Annotated in this window: 22 protein-coding genes; 8 read left to right on the top strand and 14 right to left on the bottom strand. The window is 66.9% G+C overall.

What is annotated here, in order from left to right; all coding sequences use genetic code 11:
• Positions 1-71 precede the first annotated feature (71 nt).
• Positions 72-1,574, bottom strand: coding sequence for an IMP dehydrogenase (gene guaB / locus QFZ46_RS14145; protein WP_307362610.1), 1,503 nt, complete (start codon positions 1,572-1,574; stop codon positions 72-74).
• A 242-nt stretch (positions 1,575-1,816) separates the two neighbouring features.
• On the opposite strand from guaB, the gene QFZ46_RS14140 reads away from it, so the two are divergent.
• From QFZ46_RS14140 to QFZ46_RS14120, 5 genes are read left to right on the top strand one after another with little or no spacing between them, the layout of a single operon-like run.
• Entirely contained in the window at positions 1,817-3,133 is a 1,317-nt protein-coding gene (locus QFZ46_RS14140; RefSeq protein WP_307362608.1) for a branched-chain amino acid ABC transporter permease, read from the top strand.
• Positions 3,134-3,136: 3 nt separating this feature from the next.
• Positions 3,137-4,114, top strand: coding sequence for a branched-chain amino acid ABC transporter permease (locus QFZ46_RS14135; protein WP_307362606.1), 978 nt, complete (start codon positions 3,137-3,139; stop codon positions 4,112-4,114).
• A complete protein-coding gene (locus QFZ46_RS14130) occupies positions 4,104-5,099 on the top strand; it encodes an ABC transporter ATP-binding protein (protein ID WP_307362603.1) in 996 nt (331 codons plus the stop codon). The genes QFZ46_RS14135 and QFZ46_RS14130 overlap by 11 nt, the downstream gene beginning before the upstream one ends.
• A gap of 50 nt (positions 5,100-5,149) precedes the next feature.
• Positions 5,150-5,857, top strand: a complete 708-nt coding sequence (locus tag QFZ46_RS14125; RefSeq protein ID WP_373457677.1) for an ABC transporter ATP-binding protein — start codon at positions 5,150-5,152, stop codon at positions 5,855-5,857.
• A 21-nt stretch (positions 5,858-5,878) separates the two neighbouring features.
• A complete protein-coding gene (locus QFZ46_RS14120) occupies positions 5,879-6,871 on the top strand; it encodes an SDR family oxidoreductase (protein WP_307362596.1) in 993 nt (330 codons plus the stop codon).
• Positions 6,872-6,939: 68 nt separating this feature from the next.
• On the opposite strand, the gene QFZ46_RS14115 is transcribed toward QFZ46_RS14120, so the two are convergent.
• The 3 genes from QFZ46_RS14115 to groES all read right to left on the bottom strand — a co-directional run bounded on the left by QFZ46_RS14115 (position 6,940) and on the right by groES (position 9,718).
• Positions 6,940-8,193: an ABC transporter substrate-binding protein gene (locus QFZ46_RS14115; protein WP_307362592.1), complete on the bottom strand. Its 1,254-nt coding sequence runs from the start codon at positions 8,191-8,193 to the stop codon at positions 6,940-6,942.
• A 154-nt stretch (positions 8,194-8,347) separates the two neighbouring features.
• The gene (gene rarD, locus QFZ46_RS14110) at positions 8,348-9,271 is read right to left on the bottom strand and encodes an EamA family transporter RarD (protein WP_307362589.1); all 924 of its coding nucleotides are present in this window, start codon (positions 9,269-9,271) and stop codon (positions 8,348-8,350) included.
• Between the two features lie 150 nt (positions 9,272-9,421).
• Entirely contained in the window at positions 9,422-9,718 is a 297-nt protein-coding gene (gene groES / locus QFZ46_RS14105) for a co-chaperone GroES (protein ID WP_033104978.1), read from the bottom strand.
• A 137-nt stretch (positions 9,719-9,855) separates the two neighbouring features.
• Between groES and QFZ46_RS14100 the strand changes: the two genes are divergently transcribed.
• Positions 9,856-11,115, top strand: a complete 1,260-nt coding sequence (locus tag QFZ46_RS14100) for a THUMP-like domain-containing protein (RefSeq protein WP_307362584.1) — start codon at positions 9,856-9,858, stop codon at positions 11,113-11,115.
• A gap of 1 nt (position 11,116) precedes the next feature.
• Here the strand turns inward: QFZ46_RS14100 and QFZ46_RS14095 are convergent, their stop codons facing one another.
• The 10 genes from QFZ46_RS14095 to coaA form a co-directional block, all read right to left on the bottom strand.
• Positions 11,117-12,157, bottom strand: coding sequence for a hypothetical protein (locus QFZ46_RS14095; protein WP_307362581.1), 1,041 nt, complete (start codon positions 12,155-12,157; stop codon positions 11,117-11,119).
• Positions 12,158-12,340: 183 nt separating this feature from the next.
• Positions 12,341-12,853, bottom strand: a complete 513-nt coding sequence (locus QFZ46_RS14090; protein WP_307362578.1) for a hypothetical protein — start codon at positions 12,851-12,853, stop codon at positions 12,341-12,343.
• The gene (gene tsaD / locus QFZ46_RS14085; protein ID WP_307362577.1) at positions 12,850-13,926 is read right to left on the bottom strand and encodes a tRNA (adenosine(37)-N6)-threonylcarbamoyltransferase complex transferase subunit TsaD; all 1,077 of its coding nucleotides are present in this window, start codon (positions 13,924-13,926) and stop codon (positions 12,850-12,852) included. The genes QFZ46_RS14090 and tsaD overlap by 4 nt, the downstream gene beginning before the upstream one ends.
• Positions 13,923-14,435 (bottom strand): ribosomal protein S18-alanine N-acetyltransferase, encoded by a 513-nt coding sequence (rimI, locus tag QFZ46_RS14080; RefSeq protein ID WP_307362574.1) that lies wholly within the window; start codon positions 14,433-14,435, stop codon positions 13,923-13,925. The genes tsaD and rimI overlap by 4 nt, the downstream gene beginning before the upstream one ends.
• Positions 14,432-15,052: a tRNA (adenosine(37)-N6)-threonylcarbamoyltransferase complex dimerization subunit type 1 TsaB gene (gene tsaB / locus QFZ46_RS14075; RefSeq protein WP_307362572.1), complete on the bottom strand. Its 621-nt coding sequence runs from the start codon at positions 15,050-15,052 to the stop codon at positions 14,432-14,434. Before tsaB ends, rimI begins: the two co-directional genes overlap by 4 nt.
• Before the next feature lie 67 nt (positions 15,053-15,119).
• Positions 15,120-15,602 (bottom strand): tRNA (adenosine(37)-N6)-threonylcarbamoyltransferase complex ATPase subunit type 1 TsaE, encoded by a 483-nt coding sequence (gene tsaE / locus QFZ46_RS14070; RefSeq protein ID WP_307362569.1) that lies wholly within the window; start codon positions 15,600-15,602, stop codon positions 15,120-15,122.
• Positions 15,599-16,672: an alanine racemase gene (gene alr / locus QFZ46_RS14065; protein ID WP_307364611.1), complete on the bottom strand. Its 1,074-nt coding sequence runs from the start codon at positions 16,670-16,672 to the stop codon at positions 15,599-15,601. The genes tsaE and alr overlap by 4 nt, the downstream gene beginning before the upstream one ends.
• Positions 16,673-16,710: 38 nt before the next feature.
• The gene (locus QFZ46_RS14060; RefSeq protein ID WP_307362567.1) at positions 16,711-17,070 is read right to left on the bottom strand and encodes a holo-ACP synthase; all 360 of its coding nucleotides are present in this window, start codon (positions 17,068-17,070) and stop codon (positions 16,711-16,713) included.
• Between the two features lie 168 nt (positions 17,071-17,238).
• Positions 17,239-19,080, bottom strand: a complete 1,842-nt coding sequence (gene glmS, locus QFZ46_RS14055; protein ID WP_307362565.1) for a glutamine--fructose-6-phosphate transaminase (isomerizing) — start codon at positions 19,078-19,080, stop codon at positions 17,239-17,241.
• Positions 19,081-19,146: 66 nt separating this feature from the next.
• On the bottom strand, positions 19,147-20,100 hold the full coding sequence (gene coaA, locus QFZ46_RS14050; RefSeq protein WP_307362564.1) for a type I pantothenate kinase: 954 nt from the start codon (positions 20,098-20,100) through the stop codon (positions 19,147-19,149).
• Between the two features lie 129 nt (positions 20,101-20,229).
• Between coaA and QFZ46_RS14045 the strand changes: the two genes are divergently transcribed.
• Both QFZ46_RS14045 and QFZ46_RS14040 read left to right on the top strand, forming a co-directional pair.
• Positions 20,230-20,679, top strand: a complete 450-nt coding sequence (locus tag QFZ46_RS14045) for a hypothetical protein (RefSeq protein WP_307362563.1) — start codon at positions 20,230-20,232, stop codon at positions 20,677-20,679.
• Positions 20,680-20,717: 38 nt separating this feature from the next.
• Positions 20,718-21,659 (top strand): Ppx/GppA phosphatase family protein, encoded by a 942-nt coding sequence (locus QFZ46_RS14040; protein ID WP_307362561.1) that lies wholly within the window; start codon positions 20,718-20,720, stop codon positions 21,657-21,659.
• Positions 21,660-21,751: the final 92 nt, after the last annotated feature.

Raw genomic sequence — 21,751 nt, 5'->3', positions numbered from 1 at the left:
CACGCTACGCCGGGCCAGCGACAGACGGAAGGGGCGGATGCCGCAGCATCCGCCCCTTCGCAAACAAACCCCTACTTCTTGTAGTTGGGCGCCTCGACGACGATCTGCACATCGTGGGGGTGCGACTCCTTGAGCCCCGCCGACGTGATGCGCACGAACTTTCCGCGAGTCTTCAGCTCTTCGATCGTGCGAGCACCGACGTAGAACATCGACTGACGAAGGCCACCGATCAGCTGATATGCCACCGCAGAAACGGGTCCGCGATACGGCACCTGACCTTCGATGCCCTCGGGGATCAGCTTGTCGTCACTCGGGACGTCGGCCTGGAAGTAGCGGTCCTTCGAGTACGAGGTCTGCTTGCCGCGGGTCTGCATCGCACCGAGCGAACCCATGCCACGGTACTGCTTGAACTGCTTGCCCGACTGGAAGACGATCTCGCCCGGGGACTCGTCGGTCCCGGCGAGCAGCGAGCCGAGCATGACCGCATCCGCACCGGCGACGAGCGCCTTGGCGATGTCGCCGGAGTACTGCAGTCCGCCATCGGCGATCACCGGGATGCCGGCGGGACGCGCAGCGAGCGACGCTTCGTACACGGCGGTCACCTGCGGCACTCCGACCCCGGCGACGACGCGCGTGGTGCAGATCGAACCGGGACCGACGCCGACTTTCAGTGCGTCCACGCCCGCATCGATGAGTGCCTGCGCACCCTCGCGGGTCGCGACCTGACCGCCCATGATGTCGATGTGTGCGAACGACTCGTCCGCCTTGAGCCGCTGAACGATGTCGATGACGCCCTGAGCGTGCCCGTTGGCCGTGTCCACGACGAGGATGTCCACGCCGGCGTCACGCAGTGCTTCGGCACGCTCCCACGCATCGCCGAAGAAACCGATCGCGGCAGCGACGCGCAAGCGCCCCTGGTCGTCCTTGGTGGCGAGCGGGTACTTCTCGCTCTTGTCGAAGTCCTTGATCGTGATGAGGCCGGCGAGCTTGCCGTCGTCATCGATCAGCGGAAGCTTCTCGACGCGGTGCTTGGCGAACAGCGCGATGACCTCGCCCGCAGCGACCCCGACCTTCGCCGTGACCAGATCGGATGACGTCATGACGTCCTTGACGAACGTGCTCTGACGCTCGAACCCTGAGACGAAGCGCATGTCGCGGTTCGTGATGATGCCGACGAGGTGCCCTTCGGGGTCGACGACCGGCAGTCCGGAGATGCGGTACTTCGCGCACAGGTTGTCGACCTCTTCGACAGTCGCATCGGGAGTCGTCGTGATCGGATCCGTGATCATGCCGGACTCGCTGCGCTTGACACGGTCGACGTGTGCGGCCTGATCAGCGATCGAGAGATTGCGGTGCAGCACGCCGATGCCGCCCTCGCGCGCCATCGCAATGGCCATGCGGGATTCCGTGACGGTGTCCATCGCGCTGGAGAGAAGCGGTGTCGCCACCGAGATGCGGCGGGTGATGCGCGACGAGGTGTCTGCCTCACTCGGGATCACGTCAGTATGGCCCGGAAGGAGCAGCACATCGTCATAGGTGAGTCCGACGAAACCGAACGGATCGTGCTGGTCCATGGATGAGCCTCCTGCGCGCGTATATCTGACCTGGGGTGTGCCGCCTGTACAGATTCTAAACGCCGTCGGCTGAAGAACATTCCCGCGTCATTGTGTCGAGCATCCACTCACGGGGGTCCGTCACGTTACACCTGTGTCACCAATCCACCCCTCGGCTAGTGAATCGGCGCTTCCCGCACTACGCTCAAACCCACGCCCGCGGCCGACCCGAAGCCGCGGCGAGCACTCACAGTGGAGGTTGCGTGGGACCCACGTCTACAGCCGTCCGTCGCGTCCGGCCATGGTTGGTCGCACTCCTCGGCGTGCTGATCGCTCTATCAGCCCTGGTGCTCCAACCGCCGGCATCCGCTCTCGCAGACGAGACGGACGACGGCCAGGAGGTCACCGATTTCTACTTCGCCGGAGTCATCACATTCGATGACGAACCGGTGCCCGAGGTCACAGTCCAGATCGAAGGAAACGGCTTCGAGGCCGAGACCGAGACGGATGCCGAGGGCAAGTGGCGACTCTACGTTCCCGAGAAGGACGCGTACACCCTCACCGTCGACGAGGAGACGCTCCCCGAAGGTGTGATCGTCGAGGGTGACTCCGCGTCGCAGGAGGTGGAGTTCGCGCTCACGAACACGAAGATCGTGAACCTCTTCCTCGGCGAAGGCGTGCGGGAGACGACGTCGTTCATCGATCAGTTGCTCTCGCGCATCGTCGGCGGGCTGAACTTCGGCCTTCTGCTGGGGCTCGCGTCCATGGGCGCGGCGCTCATCTACGGCACGACGCGCCTGTCGAACTTCGCCCACGGTGAGATGGTCACCTGGGGCGCCGTCGTCGCCCTGCTCTTCACATCGTTCTGGCATCTGCCGCTCTGGGTCGGCATCATCGCGGCGGTCATCGGCGGCGGCGCACTGGGATTGGCTCTGGATGCCGGTCTCTGGCGCCCGTTGCGACGACGGGGGCTCGGAATCGTGCAGCTGATGATCGTCAGTATCGGGCTCTCGCTCGCCCTGCGCTACGTCCTGCAGTACATGATCGGCGGCAGCACCTACCAGTTGCAGGGCGCGAGTCCTACGCCGATCAAGTTCGGTCCGGTCTCGCTGTCGTACATCGATCTGATCGGCATGGGGACGAGCATCGTCGTCATCCTCGGAGTGGCGTACTTCCTCACGCGCACCAGGGTCGGAAAGGCCACCAGGGCCATATCCGACAATCCGCAGCTGGCAGCGGCATCCGGCATCGACGTCGACAAGGTCGTGCGCATCGTCTGGGTCCTCGCCGGAATGCTCGCCGCGATCTCCGGCGTCCTGTGGGCCTACTTCCGGCCAGGGGTGAAATGGGACATGGGCATGCAGATGCTGCTGCTCATCTTCTGCGCCATCACGCTGGGCGGTCTCGGCTCCGCGATCGGCGCGCTCATCGGATCGATCATCGTCGGTCTCGCCGTCGAGGTCTCGACGCTGCTGGGCGTGCCATCGGATCTCAAGTACGCCACCGCGCTGGTCGCACTGATCGTGATCCTGCTCGTCAGGCCGCAGGGTCTGCTCGGGCGCAGGGAAAGGTTGGGTTGACGCATGGACTTCGGCAATATCTTCGGCAACACGGCCTCATACCTGCTGAGTCCCACCACGATCGCATACGCGCTCGCGGCGACCGGACTCGCTGTGCACTTCGGCTACGCCGGCCTGCTCAACTTCGGCATGGCCGCGTTCATGGCTGTCGGCGGCTACGGCTACGCCATCTCGATCCTCAGTTTCGGGTTCCCGTGGTGGGCTGGTGTACTCGTAGGCGTCCTCGCCGGTGCACTGTTCGCGCTGGTGCTCGGCATCCCGACGCTGCGTCTGCGTGCCGATTACCTCGCGATCGCGACGATCGCGGCCGCCGAGGTGGTGCGGCTGCTCTTCCTCACCGAGCTGTTCCGAGAATGGACGAACTCGGCCGGCGGTCTCTCCGGATATCACCAGAGCTTCCGCGACATGAATCCCTTCCCACCCGGAATCTACGGTTTCGGCCCGTGGACGTACAACGAGAACGATCTCTGGGTGCGCGTGTTCGGTCTTCTCGTTCTCGCGCTGTCGGTGCTGCTGGTGTGGGCGCTGATGCGCAGCCCGTGGGGTCGTGTGCTCAAGGGCATCCGCGAGGACGAGGATGCGGTGCGCTCGCTCGGCAAGAACGTCTTCGCCTACAAGATGCAGGCACTCGTGGTCGGTGGTGTCATCGGAGCGCTCGGCGGCATCGTGTTCGTGCTGCCGTCGGCCGTGATCCCCGGCAGCTACTCCACCTCGCTGACGTTCTTCCTCTGGACGATCCTGCTGCTGGGAGGCGCGGCGACCGTCCTCGGTCCGACGCTGGGTGCAGTGCTGTTCTGGGTCGTGTTCGCCTTCCTCGGCGGTCTGCTGCCGGAGATGGCTCGCATCGGCGCTCTGCCGATGACCACGAACCAGGCCGACGTGGTGCGCTACATCGTGATCGGCATCGTGCTGATGCTCATCGTGATCTTCCGCCCGCAGGGCATCCTCGGAAACAAGAGGGAGATGACCTTTGTCAAGTAACAACGTCCCCGACGCTCCGGCGACGGGCAGCGTCACTCGTCCCAAGACCACCGGCCTTGCGAAGGGACCGGCAGAGCCGGGTGTCGCGAAGGTCGATCCGATCCTCACCGCAGACGGCGTGAAGCGTCATTTCGGTGGTCTGACCGCGGTCGATGTCGAACACCTCGAGATTCCTCGCGGCGCCATCACGGCGCTGATCGGGCCGAACGGCGCAGGAAAGACGACCCTGTTCAACCTGCTGTGCGGCTTCGACAAGCCCAACGCCGGCACGTGGTCTTTCGACGGCACGAATCTGTCAGGAGTGCCGTCGTTCAAGGTCGCTCGCATGGGCCAGGTGCGCACGTTCCAGCTCACCAAGTCGCTGTCGTTGCTGACCGTGCTCGAGAACATGAAACTCGGCGCACCGAACCAGCGGGGTGAGGGCTTCTGGGCTGGACTCTTCCCATTCCTGTGGCGACCACAGGAGGCCGAGATCGAAGAACGGGCGCGTGATCTGCTCGTGCGCTTCAAGCTCGACGCCAAGGAGAAGGACTTCGCGGCCTCACTCTCCGGCGGGCAGCGCAAGCTGCTCGAGATGGCGCGCGCGCTGATGAGCGACCCCACCCTGGTGATGCTCGACGAGCCGATGGCCGGCGTCAACCCGGCGCTGACGCAGTCGCTGCTCGATCACATCCTCGACCTGAAGGACCTCGGCATGACCGTGCTCTTCGTCGAGCACGACATGCACATGGTGCGTCACATCGCCGACTGGGTGGTCGTGATGGCCGAGGGCCGCGTCGTCGCCGAGGGGCCGCCGAGCACGGTCATGGAAGACCCGGCCGTCATCGACGCGTACCTCGGCGCCCACCAGGACGTGGATCTGGGCGCCGTGACAGGACGTCTGCCTGTGATCTCGGATGCCGCGGCCGCGGAGTTGCGTGAGCAGATCGAGGCCGAGGCCGAAGCCGAGATCGAGAACCCCGGCATTCAAGAGGAGAAGTCATGACGGACAACGCCCCCCTTTCCTCCGTCGACTCGCGTGACGTCGTCGTCGAGATGACGGATGTGCACGCCGGCTACCTGCCAGGAGTCAACATCCTCAACGGCGCGAATCTCATCGCACGCAAGGGCGAACTGATCGGCATCATCGGCCCCAACGGCGCCGGGAAGTCGACACTGCTGAAGGCGATCTTCGGCATGGTGCAGGTGCGCAGCGGCGAGATCACTGTGAACGGCGAGAGCATCCTGGGGCTGAAGGCCGACCGGCTGGTCAGGCGCGGTGTGGCTTTCGTACCGCAGACGAACAACGTCTTCCCTTCGCTGACGATCGAGGAGAACCTGCAGATGGGGCTCTATCAGAACCCCAAGATCTACACCGAGCGACTGGAGTTCGTCAGCAGCATCTTCGCGGAACTCGGCACCAGGCTGAAGCAGCGCGCCGGCTCCCTATCCGGTGGTGAGCGCCAGATGGTGGCGATGTCGCGGGCGCTGATGATGGACCCGTCTGTACTCCTGCTGGATGAGCCCTCTGCGGGGCTGAGCCCCGTACGACAGGATGACGCGTTCATCCGCGTCTCCGACATCAACAAGGCCGGGGTCACGACGATCATGGTCGAGCAGAACGCCCGCCGCTGCCTGCAGATCTGCGACCGCGGCTATGTGCTCGACCAGGGCCGTGACGCGCATGAGGGCACCGGACGCGATCTGCTGAACGATCCGAAGGTGATCGGTCTGTACCTCGGCACGCTCGGTGACGCCGCGTAGCCGACGCCGTAGGCTCGTCCCATGACGAGCATCCTGTATCTGGGCGGCACCGGAACCATCAGCGCGGCGTGCGTTCGTCGCTCGATCGAACGCGGACACGACGTGACCGTCGTCAATCGGGGCAGTGCACGGCGTGCGCTCCCGGACGAGGTCACCGTCGTCTCCGCCGACATCCGCGATGCCGCGGCGCTGAGATCAGCACTCGGCGGCCGCGAGTTCGATGCGGTCGCCGACTTCCTCTCATTCTCCCCCGCCGACGTCGAGCGCAATCTCGGTGTCTTCGAAGGTCGCACCGGACAGTACGTCTTCATCAGTTCGGCGTCCGCGTATCAGAAGCCACCGGCGCAGTTGCCGATCACTGAGCAGACGCCGCTGGATAACCCGTTCTGGCAGTACTCACGCGACAAGATCGCGTGCGAGGATCTGCTGTTCGATGCCCACCGCCAGCGTGGTCTGCCCATCACGGTGGTGCGGCCGTCCCACACCTATGACGAGCAGTCGATCCCGACGCTCGGAGGCTGGACCGACATCGCCCGCATGCGCGCCGGTCGGCCGGTCATCGTGCACGGCGATGGCACGAGCCTGTGGACCATCACGCACTCGGACGACTTCGCCGTCGCCTTCACCGGGCTCGTCGGCCGCTCGGAGACGATCGGCGAGGCGTACACGATCACGGGCTCGCATGCGCCGACCTGGAACCAGATCTACGGGTGGCTCGCAGACGCGGCAGGGGTTGCTGCGCCGGAACTCGTGCATGTCGCATCCGACACGATCGCGGCGCTCGCGCCCGAGATCGGCCCGACCCTGCTCGGCGACAAGGCCCACTCGATCGTGTTCGACAATTCGAAGGTGCAGGCCCTGGTGCCGGAGTTCGCGACGACGATCACGTTCGATGAGGGGGCGCGTCGAATTCTCACCCACTACGACAGCCATCCTGAGGCTCAGATCGTCGACTCCGACCGCGACGCCCAGTTCGATCGTCTCGCCACGTACGCCACGGCTGCCGGCAGATAACCAGGCGCGGCGCGCACGAAGAAGGGGGCTCCGGATGCCAGCATCCGGAGCCCCCTTCTTGAACAGTGTTACTTGATACGGGTCTGCACGTTCTCCGCGTCGAACTCGTAGACGCCGATCGCAGCGCCTGCGGGGTCGTTGTCGTCATCGAACGTGACCTCGCCGGAGTAGCCGTCGTAGTCGGCGGTGCCGCCACCGTTGATGATCTCGGCGCACTCGGCGAAGCTGGTGCACTTCTCACCCTCGCCCGAACCGCCGGAGACCTGCTGCATGGAGCCTGCGATGTCCTCACCCTCGACGGACACGGCCTGCAGCGCCGCGAGGGCGATGAGGATCGTGGCGTCGTAGGCCTCGGCGGAGTAGGTCAAAGCATCGATCGGCTCGTTGCCCTCAGCGGTCCAGACCTCGTTCAGCTGGTCGATGAAGTCGTCCGGCAGCTCAGCGCCGGCACGAGTGCCCTTCGAACCTTCAAGGCTCACTCCGAGGTCAGGCCAGTCCTTCAGGTTTCCGTCGACGAGGTACAGCGCCCCGGTGTCGACGCCGGCGTTGCCGAGCAGCGGTGCGATCGTCGCGAACTGGTCGTACGACACGATGGCGACAGCATCCGGGTTCGCGGCGGCGATCGTCTGCACCTGGGCGTTGAACTGTCCGTCACCCTGGTTGTACGACGCCTCGGCGACGACCTCGCCACCGGTACCCTCGAACGTGGCCTTGATGGCCTCGAACAGACCTGTGCCGTACGGGTCGTTCTGGTAGATGATCCCGAGGGTCTTGTGCCCGTCCTCGGCGATCTCGTTGCCGAGGACCTCGCCCTGCAGGTTGTCACTGGGAGCCGTGCGGAAGTACAGCGGGTTGATTCCCGTGAAGTCTGCCGATGTGTTCGACGGCGAGACGGTGAGGATGCCTGATCCGGCGTTGCCGTCGAGGATCAGCTTCGTCACGCTCGAGGATGCCGCTCCCACCATCGCGGTGACGCCGGCGCTCTGCAGGTTCGTGATCGAGGTCTCGTACGCCTTGTTGTCGAGGTCGCCCTCGTCTTCGGACGTGAGCTCTACCTGGATACCGGCGTCTGCCTCGTTGATCTCGGAGACGGCGAGCTGCACACCGGCCTCCATCGGGGCGCCGAGGAAGGACAGTGATCCGGTGGAGGGAAGCAGCGAGCCCAGCTGAAGCGTCAGGTCGACGTCGGCCGGGCGGTCGGAGCCCCCGGTGCCCTCAGTCGACTCGGGGGCGGGCGTGCTGCAGCCCGTGATCACAAGCGCCGAGGCACCTACCAGCGCGATGCCGGCAAGCCACTTCGTACGCGTCTGCGTGCGGTTCATAATGCTCCTTTGCGACGACAGGCATGGCGATACATGCCCGGATGATCCCACCTTATGGTGAGCGCGCTTTTGCCGGGTCTCGGTGCGCTAACGATCTTGTTTCGCATTGATGACGGTTCGCAGCGCCCCCGCCACGACTGGGGTCGCGCGCCGTTCACACGACCGGAGCCACGCGTGTGCGCCGCCCGCGCCGCCCCGCACGCACCAGGTCGATCACGAACACTGCTACCGCGATCCATACGATGATGAACCCGATCCATCGCTCGGGCGGCATCGGCTCGTGAAGCAGCAGCACGCCGGTGAGGAACTGCATGATCGGCGTGATGAATTGGATCATGCCGATGACCGTGAGATTGATGCGACGGGCGCCGGCGGCGAACAGCAGCAGAGGCACGGCCGTTGCGACGCCGGCGAACAGCATGAGCACCGTGTGCCACGTGCTCACCGTTCCGAAGGTGATGCCCGTGGTCTGCGCGACGATGATGAGCTGCACGATGGCGATGGGCATCAGCCAGAACGATTCGAGGGTGAGCCCGCTCACGGCATCCACCGATGGCCCGATCTTCTTCTTGATCAATCCGTACGTGCCGAAGGATGCGGTCAGCGACAGCGCGATCCAGGGGAACGAACGGTATGCCACGACGATGACGACGACGGCGATGAGCGCGATGCCGATCGCCACCCATTGCAACCGGCGGATGCGCTCGCGCAGCACGAAGACGCCGAGCAGCACCGTGGTGATGGGGTTGATGAAGTAGCCCAGCGCCGTCTCGACGACGTGGCCGCTGAGTGTTCCGATCAGGAACACCTGCCAATTGATGTAGATCAGCAGCCCGGCGAGCGCCGTCCACCCGAGCAGTCGCGGCTGCCGGATGATCACCATGATCCGGCGCCACCCGCGCGCGACGGTGAGCAGCAGCAGGCAGAAGACGAGCGAGAAGACGACCCGCGCCGCCACGACCTCCCACGGGCCGGTCGGCACCAGCAGCAGGAAGTACAGCGGCAGGAACCCCCAGAGCAGATAGGCACCGACCGAGTAGGCGACTCCTGCGGGCTGGTTGCTGCGCTCTGGTATCACTGAACAACACTATTGCCGGCTGCAGACGCCGAGCGCCGAGGGACGGATGTTGGCAGGAAACGAGCGGTGGGTGTCCGGCGTTGCGCGGCAGGGATGCGAAAAGGCCCGGATGCCGTAGCATCCGGGCCTTCTACGCTGTTGTCGAGTTGCTCAGCGAACGACGACGGCGAGGACGTCGCGAGCCGAGAGCACCAGGTACTCATCGGCGCCGAACTTGATCTCGGTGCCGCCGTACTTGCTGTACAGGACGCGGTCGCCGACGGAGACGTCGAGCGGAACGCGGTTGCCGTTGTCGTCGATGCGGCCGGGGCCGACGGCCACGACCTCGCCCTCCTGGGGCTTCTCCTTGGCAGTGTCCGGGATGACCAGTCCACTAGCGGTGGTCTGCTCTGCCTCGACCTGCTGGATGACGATGCGGTCCTCGAGCGGCTTGATGGAAACCGACACGGTCTACCTCTTCTTTCTTGACGCTGACACGAAAGACTTGTTCGCACTCTCAACCCGAGAGTGCTAATCACAAGTGTAGGGCGTCGGCTGGCACTCATGCAATGCGAGTGCCAGTTCGGGCCGCGTAGGCTGAACCGGTGGAGATGTCCGAGCTGACCGCGCTGCTCACCCCCGAGGGCCTTCGGCTGCTCGACGAGGTGGGCACGATCGCGTCCGCGGCAGAAGTCGCCAGCGCCGTGTCGAGGCTGCGCGCAGCCGGCCACTCCCCCGATCTCGTCTCTGCTGTGGTCGGCCAGGCGCACCTCCGCACGAAGGCCGCGTCGAAGTTCGGCGGCTTCGCCGAGCGGATGCTGTTCACCAGGGCCGGTGTCGAGCAGGCCACGCGCCTCGGCGTCGCGGCACGCCACGCGGGACGCATGCGACGGGCAGGCATCGAGCGGGTGACGGATCTGGGCTGCGGCATCGGCGGCGACGCCCTCGCATTCGCAGGCGCCGGCCTCAACGTCGTGGCCGTGGATGCCGATGAGGTCACCGCCGCGATCGCCGCATACAACCTGGCCCCGTTCGGTGCGGATGCCACCGTGCAGCACGGCACGGCCGAGAACTTCGTGAGCGCGAACTTCGCAGATGTGCACGACCCGCGCACGAATTCGGCTGATTCCTCCGAAGATGCTGCACATCTGCGATCGAAGCGTACGGCGATCTGGCTCGACCCTGCGCGCCGTACGACGGGTCATAACGAGACGCGGCGAGTCGCAGCATCCGATTACTCCCCCTCGCTCGATTGGGCTTTCGAACTCGCTGCCCGGATCCCGACCGGCATCAAACTCGGGCCGGGTCACGACCGTGAGTCGCTCCCCGCGGACGCGGAAGCGCAGTGGGTCAGTGCGGACGGCAGCGTCGTCGAACTCGTGCTGTGGTCTGGAGTGCTCGCGCGCGAGGGCGTGCGGCGTGCGGCGCTCGTGATCCGCGGCGAAGAATCTCACGAGCTCACGGCGGGGGCGGATGCCGAGGATGCCGACGTCCGCGAGCTCGGCGCCTTCCTGCACGAGCCCGATGGCGCCGTCATCCGCGCACGACTGATCGGCGACGTCGCACGGAGCATCGACGCGGGGATGCTGGACAGGAAGATCGCCTATCTCACCGGCGATGCCGCGTTGACGACCCCGTTCGTGCAGTCGTTCAGGGTGCGCGAGGTGATGGCCGCGAATCCCAAGGCGATCAGCCAGGTGCTTCGAGCCAACGACATCGGCACGATCGAGATCAAGAAGCGCGGCATGGACATCGATCCGGCGGCGTTCCGCAAGAAGCTGAGCCTGAAGGGCTCGCAGACCGCGACGCTGATCCTCACGCGCGTCGGGGACCGGCGGATGGCGATCCTCGCCGATCGGGTGTGACTCAGCCGCCGGTCTCGTCGGTCGTACCGGTCTCGCCGGTCTCGCCGCCGACCAGGTCGTCGAACGTGAACTCGATCGGATCGTCGGTCTCGGGGTCGACTCTGACATCCGTAGCATCCGCGTGCCGGATGATCGTGAGCTGGGGGCCGCGCATCTCGGTCTGCCGCACGACGTATTCTGTTGGGACGCCGTCCACGACTGCGACGATCGTGAGCTCGGCCTCAGCATCCTCGGAGCACGCCTCGATGACGCCGCCGTCAGCGGGTGCGATGACGCAGAGGCCGCCCTGTTCCCAATTGCCCCAGACCACATGCTCGCCGTCGTATCCGATGATGCTGAGCGCGCTGCCCACGTAACCGGCGGCTTCGAGTTCGCGCAGCTGCGCGAGCTCCCCGTCGCTGTACTGCGATTCCCAACCGGAGGGCCCCTGGTCCCAGACCTGGATGAACGGCACCAGTTCGCCGGTCAGCGTGGGGATGAGTCCGGCGACGAGCTGCTGACCCGCCTTGTCCTCTCCTTCCGGAATGGTCGCGGTCGCGTTCGGCCACACTGAATTCTCCAGCTCCTTGGACGGTATGCAGCCGTTCTGCGCCCGCTCCGTGCCGGTGACGATCACGCACACCTCGTCACCGTCCGAGCGCTCCGCACGCCAGATGACGACACCGTACTGCTCTGCCACCGGGATGACCGTCCCAGAGTCGTAGACATCGTCCGCTTCGAGTTCCGCGCGTTGGTCTGCGTGAGCGGTGGCGAGCGCGTACGCTTCCGCATCCCAGCCCCAGACCCCCCAGCCGATGCCGAGTCCGATCGCGAGGATCGCAGCGGATGCCGCAGCCAAGACGGGCCATCGGCGGCGGACAACAGCCTCGGACCGGCCGGATGAACCCGTCGAGGGCGGCGTTTCAGACTCCGACGCCTCGGCGTCGGACGCCGCATTCTCGCCCGCTGCACCCATCTCGGCCACCGCATCCGGTGACGATCCGCCCAGGTCGGTGCCCTGGCCTTTCGCGGCCTCGGCAACCGGGGTCGTCGCGAGTTCCACGATTGCGGCGCGCCGCGTGCCGGCTCCAGCTCTTGAAGGCGTTCGACCTCCGCGGCGGACAGTCCACCACCGCGCCCGTACGCCTTGGCCTGCAGCATCCGCAGCTCTGCGGATTCAGATTCGTTCAGCATCCGTTCGATCCTGTCACTCGTCTCGCGAACGCATCAGCAGCGACAGCATCCGCTACCCCAGATTCTCGAACTGCATACCCGCCCAGATGAGCCAGCCCAGGCTATAGATCGTCGCGGCAAGGCCGAGGATCAGCGCCCAGAGGGCGATCCCGCGGCTCTCGACCGGGCGTCGCAGCGACATGATCGCGGCGACCACCGCGACGATCGCGAGCGGAATCCCCCAGCCGACGAAGAACGATGCGCACAGGGCGACGATCGCGGCCAGCAGGGCCCACGGGGCGAGGCGGGTGTTGTCCTCGGCTACGGTGCCGTCGTCGGGCGCCCACTGCACGGCCGGCATCCCGGCGGTGTCGGCAGGACCGCTGGCGACGACCGGTTCGACGCCGACCGGGCCGGTGGGCATCTTCGTGTAGCTGTCACGGGGAGCGCCGGGCAGCCGCGTCGCACCCGCCGGTCGTTCGACCTCGGCCGACGGCTTCTCCAGTTTCGGCCGCTCGTCCGCGTTGCTCGCGCGACCGGGATCACCCGGTGCGCCGGGTTCGCTCATGCCGCGCTGATCGGTCATGCGGCATCCTCCATCGGCGACTCGGCGATCTGGATCTCGGTGACGGGCAGCGTCGAGTCGGCGCCGAACGCGAGGGTCGACGGCCGGCGACCCGAGCTGATCAGCTCGGCGGCGAGCGCGGCGATCATCGCCCCGTTGTCGGTGCACAGCGACAGCGGCGGGATCCGCACGGTCACACCGGCGGCCGCAGCCCGCTCGATCGCGACGTCACGCAGCCGCTTGTTGGCGATCACGCCGCCGCCGAGCAGCAGGCGGGGCACCCCGAGGTCTGCGCAGGCGGCAAGCGCCTTGGTGACGAGAACATCGACCACGGCTTCGCGGAAGCTCGCCGCGACATCCGCCACCGGCACCTGCTCACCCGAGGCTTCGCACCGTTCGACCCAGCGGGCGACGGCCGTCTTGAGGCCGGAGAACGAGAAGTCGTAGCGGTGCTTCTCCATGTCGGGCGCCTTCGAGAGTCCGCGCGGGAAGCGGATCGCCTTCGGGTCGCCGTCGGCGGCCGCGCGGTCGATCTCCGGACCGCCCGGATACGGCAGCGAGAGCAGACGGGCGACCTTGTCGAAGGCCTCCCCCGCCGCGTCATCCATGGTCTCGCCGAGCAACTCGACGTCGGTGGTGAGATCACGCACGTGCAGCAGAGAGGTGTGTCCACCGGAGACGAGCAGCGCGATCGTCGGGTACTCGAGCGGGTCGGAGTCCGGTGTGACGATGTCGGCGGCGATGTGCCCGACAAGGTGGTTCACTGCGTACAGCGGCTTGCCGAGCGAGACCGCCAGCCCTTTGGCCGCACCGACGCCGACCATGAGCGCACCGGCGAGGCCGGGGCCGCTGGTCACGGCGATGGCGTCGAGGTCGTCCAGCTGCACCTGCGCCTCGGCGAGCGCCGCCTCGATCGACGGCTGCAGTGCTTCGAGGTGCGCACGGGCGGCGACCTCGGGGATGACGCCTCCGTAGCGGGCGTGCTCGTCCATGCTGGAGGCGATCGTGTTCGACAGCAGTGTGCGGCCGCGGACGATGCCGATACCGGTCTCGTCGCAGCTCGTCTCGATGCCGAGGACCAGCGGTTCGCTCATGCTGTGGCTTCCTTCGTGGCGGAATCCGGAGTGGCGGCATCCGGAGTGGCGGCATCCGCCCACCGCCGCAGGTCGAGCTTCATCACTATCGCGTCGACGTCATCCGGTTGGTAGTACCTCGGCCGGCGGGCGAGTTCCTCGAATCCCTCGGAGATGTAGAGCCCCTCCGCACCGGGGTTGTCGGCGCGCACCTCGAGGAAGACCTCGCGAGCACCGCGAGCGGATGCTTCGGCGAGCAGTGTCCGCAGCATCGCGCGTCCGCGCCCCTCGCCTCGGCGGGTTTCGACGAGCGCGATGGTCTGAATGTCAGCATCCGCGTTTCCACGGATCGAACGGAGCCCGGCGTATCCGATGATCTCGCCGGCGTCCTCGTCGACGAGGTAGTGGCTGTACTCCGTCGCGAGTTCCGCCGCCATCGACTCGGCGCTCCACGCGTCGGTCGGGAACGAGGCGTTCTCGATCATCATGATCGCGTCGAGGTCGGCGGGAGTCGCGATGCGTATGGTCACACGCCCACCCGCTTCGGCGCGCCTGGAACCGTGACGTCGGGCTGGCGCAGGTAGAGAGGTTCGGCGCCGGCGAGCTCTCGTCCGGCGTTCGCGGCACGGATGCCTACTCTGCCCAGGGCCGCGGCATCGAGGATCGTGACTTCGCGCGCGTGAAGGCCGTCGAGATACGCCTCGGCTCCGCTGCGCGGCACAAGTACGGTGTCGGATCTGAGGTGCGGGATGCCGTCGGCATCGAGCCCGTGGAACACACTGATCGCGACCTCGCGACGACGAGCATCCGTGACGACCGCGAAGGTGCCGATGTCGGGATCCTCCTCGATGATGCCGAGGGCTGCGCCGAAGTGGCTGGGCACGGCGATCACCGGGATGCTGCGACCGAGCGCGAACGCGCGCGCGGTGGCGATGCCGATCCGCAGGCCGGTGAATGGGCCGGGGCCCATCCCGGCGACGACATGCGTGATCTCATCGCCCGCTTCGGCCAGAGCCCGCTGCAGCAGACCGCCGATGACCTCGGCATGTCCGAGCGCGTCAGGACTGGACGCGTCGGCACGGCGACGACCGACGGCGTCGACGATCGCGACGGCCGTGCCCAGGGAGGTGTCGACAGCGAGAATCACCTCTCCAGGGTAGTCGGCCGCGCGCCCTGATCGCTCAGGTCCGTCCTGCACCGCAGGGGGCCGCGTCTCAGCGCGCGACGCGCTCGATCGTCAAGACGCGGGGGGCGTCAGCATCCAGGTCCTCGTCCGCCACTTCGTCACCCGCTGCGCCCACGGGCCGTTCGAGTTCGATGTCCCACCAGGCATCCGCGATCGACGGGGCCATCTCCCGCCCCCACTCGATCACCACGACCGACCGGGCGAAGTCGATGTCGAGATCGTCGAGTTCGGCGGCAGATCCCAGCCGGTACGCGTCGACGTGCACGAGCGGCGCACGGCCGACGAGCGACGGATGCGTGCGCGCGATCACGAACGTCGGGCTCTGCACCGGACCGCGCACGCCCAGCCCCGACGCGAGGCCGCGGGTGAACGTCGTCTTCCCCGCACCGAGCGGACCCGTCAGCACGAGTAGATCGCCCGGTTCCAGCTGTTCGCCGATCACGAGCCCGAGGTGCTCCATGGCATCCGATGTGGCGATCTCACGACGCCCGAGAAAAGCGGGATCGATCATGCGCCCCGCCGGGGCACGCGGTTGCCGATGCGGGTGACGATCTCATAGTTGATGGTTCTCGCGGCGTTCGCCCACTCCGTCGCCGAGGGCGCGCCCAGCGTCGGATCGCCGAACACCACGGCCTCGTCGCCCACCGCCACATGGGCGTCGCCGACATCGACGACGAACTGGTCCATCGCGACGCGTCCGGCGACTGTGAACCTGCGGCCGTTGATCATGACCGGTCCGCGACCGGATGCCTGACGCGGGATGCCGTCCGCATAACCGAGCGGGATCAGAGCGAGCGTCGTGTCATGGTCGGCACGGTGGTCGTAGCCGTATGAGACTCCCGCGCCGGCCGGCACTCGACGCACAGCGGCGACGGCTGCGCGGAGGGTCATCGCCGGGCGCAGCCCGAGGTCGGCGGACGAGCGGTCATCGAACGGCGAGAGCCCGTAGATGCCGATCCCGATGCGCACGGCATCCATTCGAGTCTCCGGGTGGTCGATCGCGGCGGCCGTCGCGGCGATGTGCCGGATCTCGGGCCGGATGCCGGCGGATGCTGCGGCCGCAGTCCCCTCTTCGAACTTCGCGAGGGCTTCGAGATCATCGGCGCGCGACGCGTTGGAGAGGTGACTGAACAGGCCGATGATGCGGAGACGCCCGATTCTCTCGAGCCGCGCGGCTTCGGCGAAGACACGCCCCCAGTCGCCGGGTGCGACGCCGTTGCGCGAGAGCCCGGTCTCGAGCTTCAGGTGCACTCCGACGGGGCCGCTGCTGCCTGCTGCGGCTCCGGCCGCTTCGAGCTGGTCGAACGACGAGATGCCCACCTCGATGCGGTCGGCCGCGGCCTGCTCGAATCGCTGGCCGGGCTCGTGCAGCCAGGCGACGATCGGGGCGTTGATGCCCTGCCTGCGCAGGTCGACGGCCTCAGCGATCTCGGCGACGCCGAGACGGGTGGCCCCGCCCGACAGTGCTGCCACGGCGGCGGATGCCGCGCCGTGACCGTATGCGTTGGCCTTGACGACCGCGATGACATCGACCCCGGTGAGGCGGCGGATGTGCCGGGTGTTGTCGGCGATGGCCGCCATCTCGATCGTGGCCTCCCGGAACGGGACGGTCGGCGTGCTCACAGCGGCGCTCCCTCGGCGACGACGAAGGCGGTGGCGAGGCCTGCATCGTGCGACATGGTCAGGTGGAGGTTCAGGATGCCCTTGTCCTTGACAGCCTCTGCGGTGGTACCGGTGAGCAGGAAGTGCGGCCGGCCGGAGGGCTCTGAAGCGATCTCGATCTCGGTCCAGTGCACGCCGTCGGATCCGCCGAGGGCCTTGATCAGCGCCTCTTTCGCGGCGTAGCGCGCGGCAAGGGACGGGAGCCGCAGAGTGCGCTCGGACGGGGCGAAGAGTCGCTCCATGAGCCGCGGTGTTCGCGACATGGTGCGCTCGAATCGCGGTATGTCGACGAGGTCGATGCCGGTCCCGATGATCACTGCTCCAGCCTACTCGGGCCGCCCCGCACGGTTGGCTGGACGTCCGCGTGCACGGTTACAGGGACCGGTGCGAAGCCGCGAGACCCCAGGTAAATGTCGAGACCCCGTCGTATTGACGTCAATACGACGGGGTCTCGGCAGGAAGACGGGGTCTCAGCGAACGAGGCCCTACTCGACCGTGACGGACTTCGCGAGGTTGCGCGGCTGGTCCACGTCCAGGCCCTTGGCCGTGGCCAGAGCCATCGCGAAGATCTGCAGCGGCACCACAGCGAGCACCGGCTCGAACATGGCACCGGCGAGCGGAATGTGGATGACCTCGTCGGCGAACGGCAGCACGGCGGCATCGCCCTCTTCGGCGATCACGATGACGCGAGCGCCGCGGGCGCGGATCTCCTGGATGTTCGACACGACCTTCGAGTGGATCAGCGCCGAGTGGCGGGGCGACGGCACCAGGACGAACACCGGCTGCCCCGGCTCGATCAGCGCGATCGGCCCGTGCTTGAGCTCGCCGGCGGCGAAGCCCTCAGCGTGGATGTACGAGATCTCCTTGAGCTTCAGCGCGCCCTCGAGAGCGATCGGGTAGCCGACGTGACGGCCGAGGAACAGCACCGATCGGGTGTCTGCCATCCAGCCTGCGAGCTGCGACACGTGGTCGTGCTCCTTCTCCAGCACGCTGGCGATCTTGTCCGGCAGCGTGGCGAGCTCTTCGACCGCGGTGTCGTCGGTCAGCGTCTGACGCACGCGCCCCATGTGCAGTCCGAGCAGCAGCAGCGCGGTGATCTGCGCCGAGAACGCCTTGGTGGATGCCACGGCGACCTCTGGGCCCGCGTGGGTGTAGACGACGGCATCCGATTCCCGCGGAATCGTCGCGCCCTGCGTGTTGCAGATCGACAGGGTGCGCGCACCGCGTTCGCGGGCGTACTTGACGGCCATGAGCGTGTCCATGGTCTCGCCGGACTGGCTGATCGAGATCACGAGCGTGTCATCGCCGATCACCGGGTCGCGGTAGCGGAATTCGTGCGCGAGCTCGACGTCGGTCGCGACGCGTGCCCACTGCTCGATCGCGTACTTCCCGACCAGGGCCGCATAGGATGCCGTGCCGCAGGCCGTGATGATCACACGGTTGATGCCGATGAAGAGCTCGTCGAGCCCATCGAGTTCGGGAATGACGACCTGGCCGTCGTGCACACGACCGAGGATCGTGTTCGCGACCGCCTCGGGCTGCTCTGCGACCTCCTTGGCCATGAACGATGACCATCCGCCCTTCTCGGCGGCGGCAGCATCCCACGAGACATCGAACGGCTCGGCCTCGACGGAGTTGCCGTCGAAGTCGGTGACCGTGACGGCGTCAGGCGTGATGGAGACGATCTGGTCCTGGCCGATCGCGAGCGCCTTGCGCGTGTGCTCGACGAAGGCGGCGACGTCGGAGCCGAGGAAGTTCTCGCCCTCGCCGAGTCCGATCACGAGCGGGGAGTTGCGGCGGGCGCCGACGACGAGACCGGGGTGGTCCTCGTGCATCGCGAGCAGCGTGAACGCACCCTCGAGGCGGTTCACGACGTTCTGGAACGCATCCTGCAGATTGCTGGTCTTCGCGTACTCCCGGCCGAGCAGTGCGGCTGCGACCTCGGTGTCGGTCTCGCTGCGGAACGCCACACCATCGGCGAGCAGTTCCTCACGAAGAGCCGAGAAGTTCTCGATGATGCCGTTGTGGATGACGGCGAGCTTGTCGTCATCGGCAAGATGCGGGTGCGCGTTGACGTCGGTCGGACCGCCGTGCGTAGCCCAACGCGTGTGGCCGATGCCGGTCGTACCGTCGGAAAGCGGAGCATCGGCGAGCGAGTCGCGCAGCATGCTGAGCTTGCCTGCCTTCTTGCGCATTCCGAGGTCGCCATTGCCGTCGATGACGGCGACGCCCGCAGAGTCATAGCCACGGTATTCCAGACGGGCGAGGCCCGCGAGAAGGATGTCCTGGCTGGGGCGAGGGCCCACGTATCCGACGATTCCACACATGGTCTCAAGAATAAGCGGCGAATTTTGCGAGGGTCCCGAACGAACCTGCGGGCCCACCCGCCGCGCTCACAACTTGCGCAGCAGCACGCTCTCCACGTTGTGGTCGGCGCCCTTGTTCAGCACGAGGCTCGCACGGTGCCGGGTGGGCATCACGTTCTCGATGAGGTTGGGCATGTTGATGTCGTTCCAATAGCCCAGGGCCGTGGTGACTGCTTCTTCGTCGGTGAGATGCGCGAACACGTTGAAGTACGACGAAGGATTGCTGAACGCGCCCTTGCGCAGCGCGAGGAATCGGTCGACGTACCATTTCTCGATGTGCGAGCTGTCGGCGTCGACGAAGACCGAGAAATCGAACAGGTCGCTGACGGCGACGTCGTTCGGCACTGGCGGGGGCTGCAGCACGTTGAGACCTTCGACGATGACGACATCCGGGCGGCGCACGACGACGTGGGCATCCGGCACGATGTCGTACCGCATGTGCGAATAGAACGGGGCGCGCACCTCCGGCGCTCCCGACTTCACCTCCGTGAGGAACGACAGCAACGAGCGGCGGTCGTACGACTCCGGGAATCCCTTGCGTTCCATGAGGCCGCGGCGCTCGAGTTCGGCATTCGGATACAGGAATCCGTCGGTGGTGACGAGTTCGACCCGCGGGGTACCCGGCCAGCGGCTCATCAGCTCGCGCAGGAGGCGTGCGATGGTCGACTTGCCCACCGCGACGGACCCCGCGACCCCGACGACGAACGGGGTGGTGGTGTCATCCTCCTGCAGGAAGGAACTCGTCGCCGCGCCGAGCTGCTTGGTCGACGTCGCATAGAGGCTGAGCAGGCGGCTCAGCGGCAGATAGACCTCGCGCACCTCGTCCAGGCTCAGGCGGTCACCGAGGCCCCGGAGTTCGACGACCTCGGTCTCGCTCAGTGGCTGATCGAGACCGGCAGCCAATCGCGCCCATTCCGCGCGTCCGATCTCTCGATACGGCGACAGGGGCAGCGTGGGGTCGGCGGTGGTCACGGCATCCATCGTATCGGCGCGCCGAGGAGCAGGGTGCTGGCGGCGTCACGAACGACCTTCGGGCCTCACCACCGACACTGACGCCGCCAGCGGAGGGCACGAGAACGCAGGGCCCCGGCGGTCTGCCACAATGACGGCATGACGAATGGAATCGGCCGCAGGACAGTGCTGACAGCGGCCGCATGGTCCGTTCCCGTGATCGCCGTCGCGGTAGCGACGCCCTTGGCAGCTGCCTCGACAGCAGCACTCGATGTCAACCTGGGCGTGATCAGCGCCTCGCCCTCATTCGTGCACCTGCGTTTCTCCACAAGCAACCCTTCGGATGCACCGCTGACCGTTACGGTGGTGTGCCCTCGTTTTCCGACCGATGCGACGTTCCGCTCGGCCACCCCGAACGCCTGGACGTACTCGTTCGGCAACGACACCGCCTCGTTCACCACGACGCTGGCCGCGCACGCGACGGGCGTCTCGTTCAACACCGCGTACGCCTCGAACCACCCCTCCATCCGCGCGACGACGATCTCGTTCATCGCATCGGCACCCGGCTACGCGGCCGCGACACCGACGGTTCAGGTCGAGTTCGTCTGACGTCCGTGAGCGACCCCGCACACGCGTAGTCTCATCCCGTGCGCCTCGGAATCCTCGACATCGGTTCGAACACCGTCCACCTGCTCGCTGCGGATGCCAGGCCGGGCGGTCGTCCCCTGGCGACGACGAGTGATCGCACGGTGGTGCGCCTGATGCGCTTCCTCACGCCTGAGGGCGCGATCAGCGAAGAGGGCGTGCAGGCGCTGGAGGCCGCCGTCACCCGCGCACGCCGGATCGCGGAGACCGAGCGCGTCGAGACGCTGCTGGCGACCGCGACAAGTGCCGTCCGCGAAGCCCTCAACGGCGAAGAGGTCATCGCTCGAATCGAGGCGGCGCTCGGCCAGCCGCTGCAGGTGCTCACCGGCGTGGAAGAGGCCGAGCTCACCTTCCTCGCCGTGCGGCGCTGGTTCGGGTGGGATGCCGGACGCATTCTGCTGCTCGACATCGGCGGCGGGTCGTTCGAGTTCGCGGCCGGTGGCGACGAAGCGCCGGAGGTCGCGGCATCCGTCCCGCTCGGCGCCGGCCGCATGACCGTCCAGTTCCTGCCGGAGGACCCGCCGGGTGAGGATGCCGTCGAGCAGCTGCGTGCGCACGCCGCCGAAGTGCTCGCTCCCGTGGCCGAGAGGCTCAACGCCCTCCCCTACCCGGATCACACGGTGGGCTCGTCGAAGGCCATCCGCTCGCTGGCGAACCTCGCCGGCCGAGAGGTCTCCGGGCTCGGCTTCGACCGCACGGTGCTCTCGCGCTCGTCGTTGAAGTCATGGATTCCGCGGCTCGCCCGGATTCCGGCATCCGCTCGCCAGGAGCTGCCGGGGATCACACCCGACCGCACGTTCCAGATCGTCGCGGCAGCCGTCTCGCTGCACACCGCCATGAAGATGCTCGACATCGATGAGCTCGAGGTGTCGCCATGGGCGCTGCGCGAGGGCGTACTGCTGCGGTACACCGAGTCGCTCAGCTGGGGCGGCGTCGGGGTCTAGCGCGAGTACCCCGGCACACTTGTCAGTGGGTGAACACGGATGGCCGTCGAATTCGTCTGTCTCGACGGCCATCCGTGCAAATCGACAGCCAT

The sequence above is a fragment of the Microbacterium murale genome, assembly GCF_030815955.1.
Classification (GTDB): Bacteria; Actinomycetota; Actinomycetes; order Actinomycetales; family Microbacteriaceae; genus Microbacterium; species Microbacterium murale_A.
The sequence above is the reverse complement of the archived record's forward strand: the minus strand, read 5'-3'. Positions and strand labels throughout refer to the sequence as shown.

Coding starts and splice junctions, on each gene's coding strand:
- guaB (WP_307362610.1), bottom strand. CDS start 1,574: ATGGACCAGCACGATCCGTTCGGTTTCGTCGGACTCACCTATGACGAT.
- QFZ46_RS14135 (WP_307362606.1), top strand. CDS start 3,137: ATGGACTTCGGCAATATCTTCGGCAACACGGCCTCATACCTGCTGAGT.
- QFZ46_RS14125 (WP_373457677.1), top strand. CDS start 5,150: ATGACGGATGTGCACGCCGGCTACCTGCCAGGAGTCAACATCCTCAAC.
- QFZ46_RS14120 (WP_307362596.1), top strand. CDS start 5,879: ATGACGAGCATCCTGTATCTGGGCGGCACCGGAACCATCAGCGCGGCG.
- QFZ46_RS14115 (WP_307362592.1), bottom strand. CDS start 8,193: ATGAACCGCACGCAGACGCGTACGAAGTGGCTTGCCGGCATCGCGCTG.
- QFZ46_RS14090 (WP_307362578.1), bottom strand. CDS start 12,853: ATGACCGATCAGCGCGGCATGAGCGAACCCGGCGCACCGGGTGATCCC.
- tsaD (WP_307362577.1), bottom strand. CDS start 13,926: ATGAGCGAACCGCTGGTCCTCGGCATCGAGACGAGCTGCGACGAGACC.
- tsaE (WP_307362569.1), bottom strand. CDS start 15,602: ATGATCGATCCCGCTTTTCTCGGGCGTCGTGAGATCGCCACATCGGAT.
- alr (WP_307364611.1), bottom strand. CDS start 16,672: ATGGCGGCCATCGCCGACAACACCCGGCACATCCGCCGCCTCACCGGG.
- glmS (WP_307362565.1), bottom strand. CDS start 19,080: ATGTGTGGAATCGTCGGATACGTGGGCCCTCGCCCCAGCCAGGACATC.
- coaA (WP_307362564.1), bottom strand. CDS start 20,100: ATGGATGCCGTGACCACCGCCGACCCCACGCTGCCCCTGTCGCCGTAT.
- QFZ46_RS14045 (WP_307362563.1), top strand. CDS start 20,230: ATGACGAATGGAATCGGCCGCAGGACAGTGCTGACAGCGGCCGCATGG.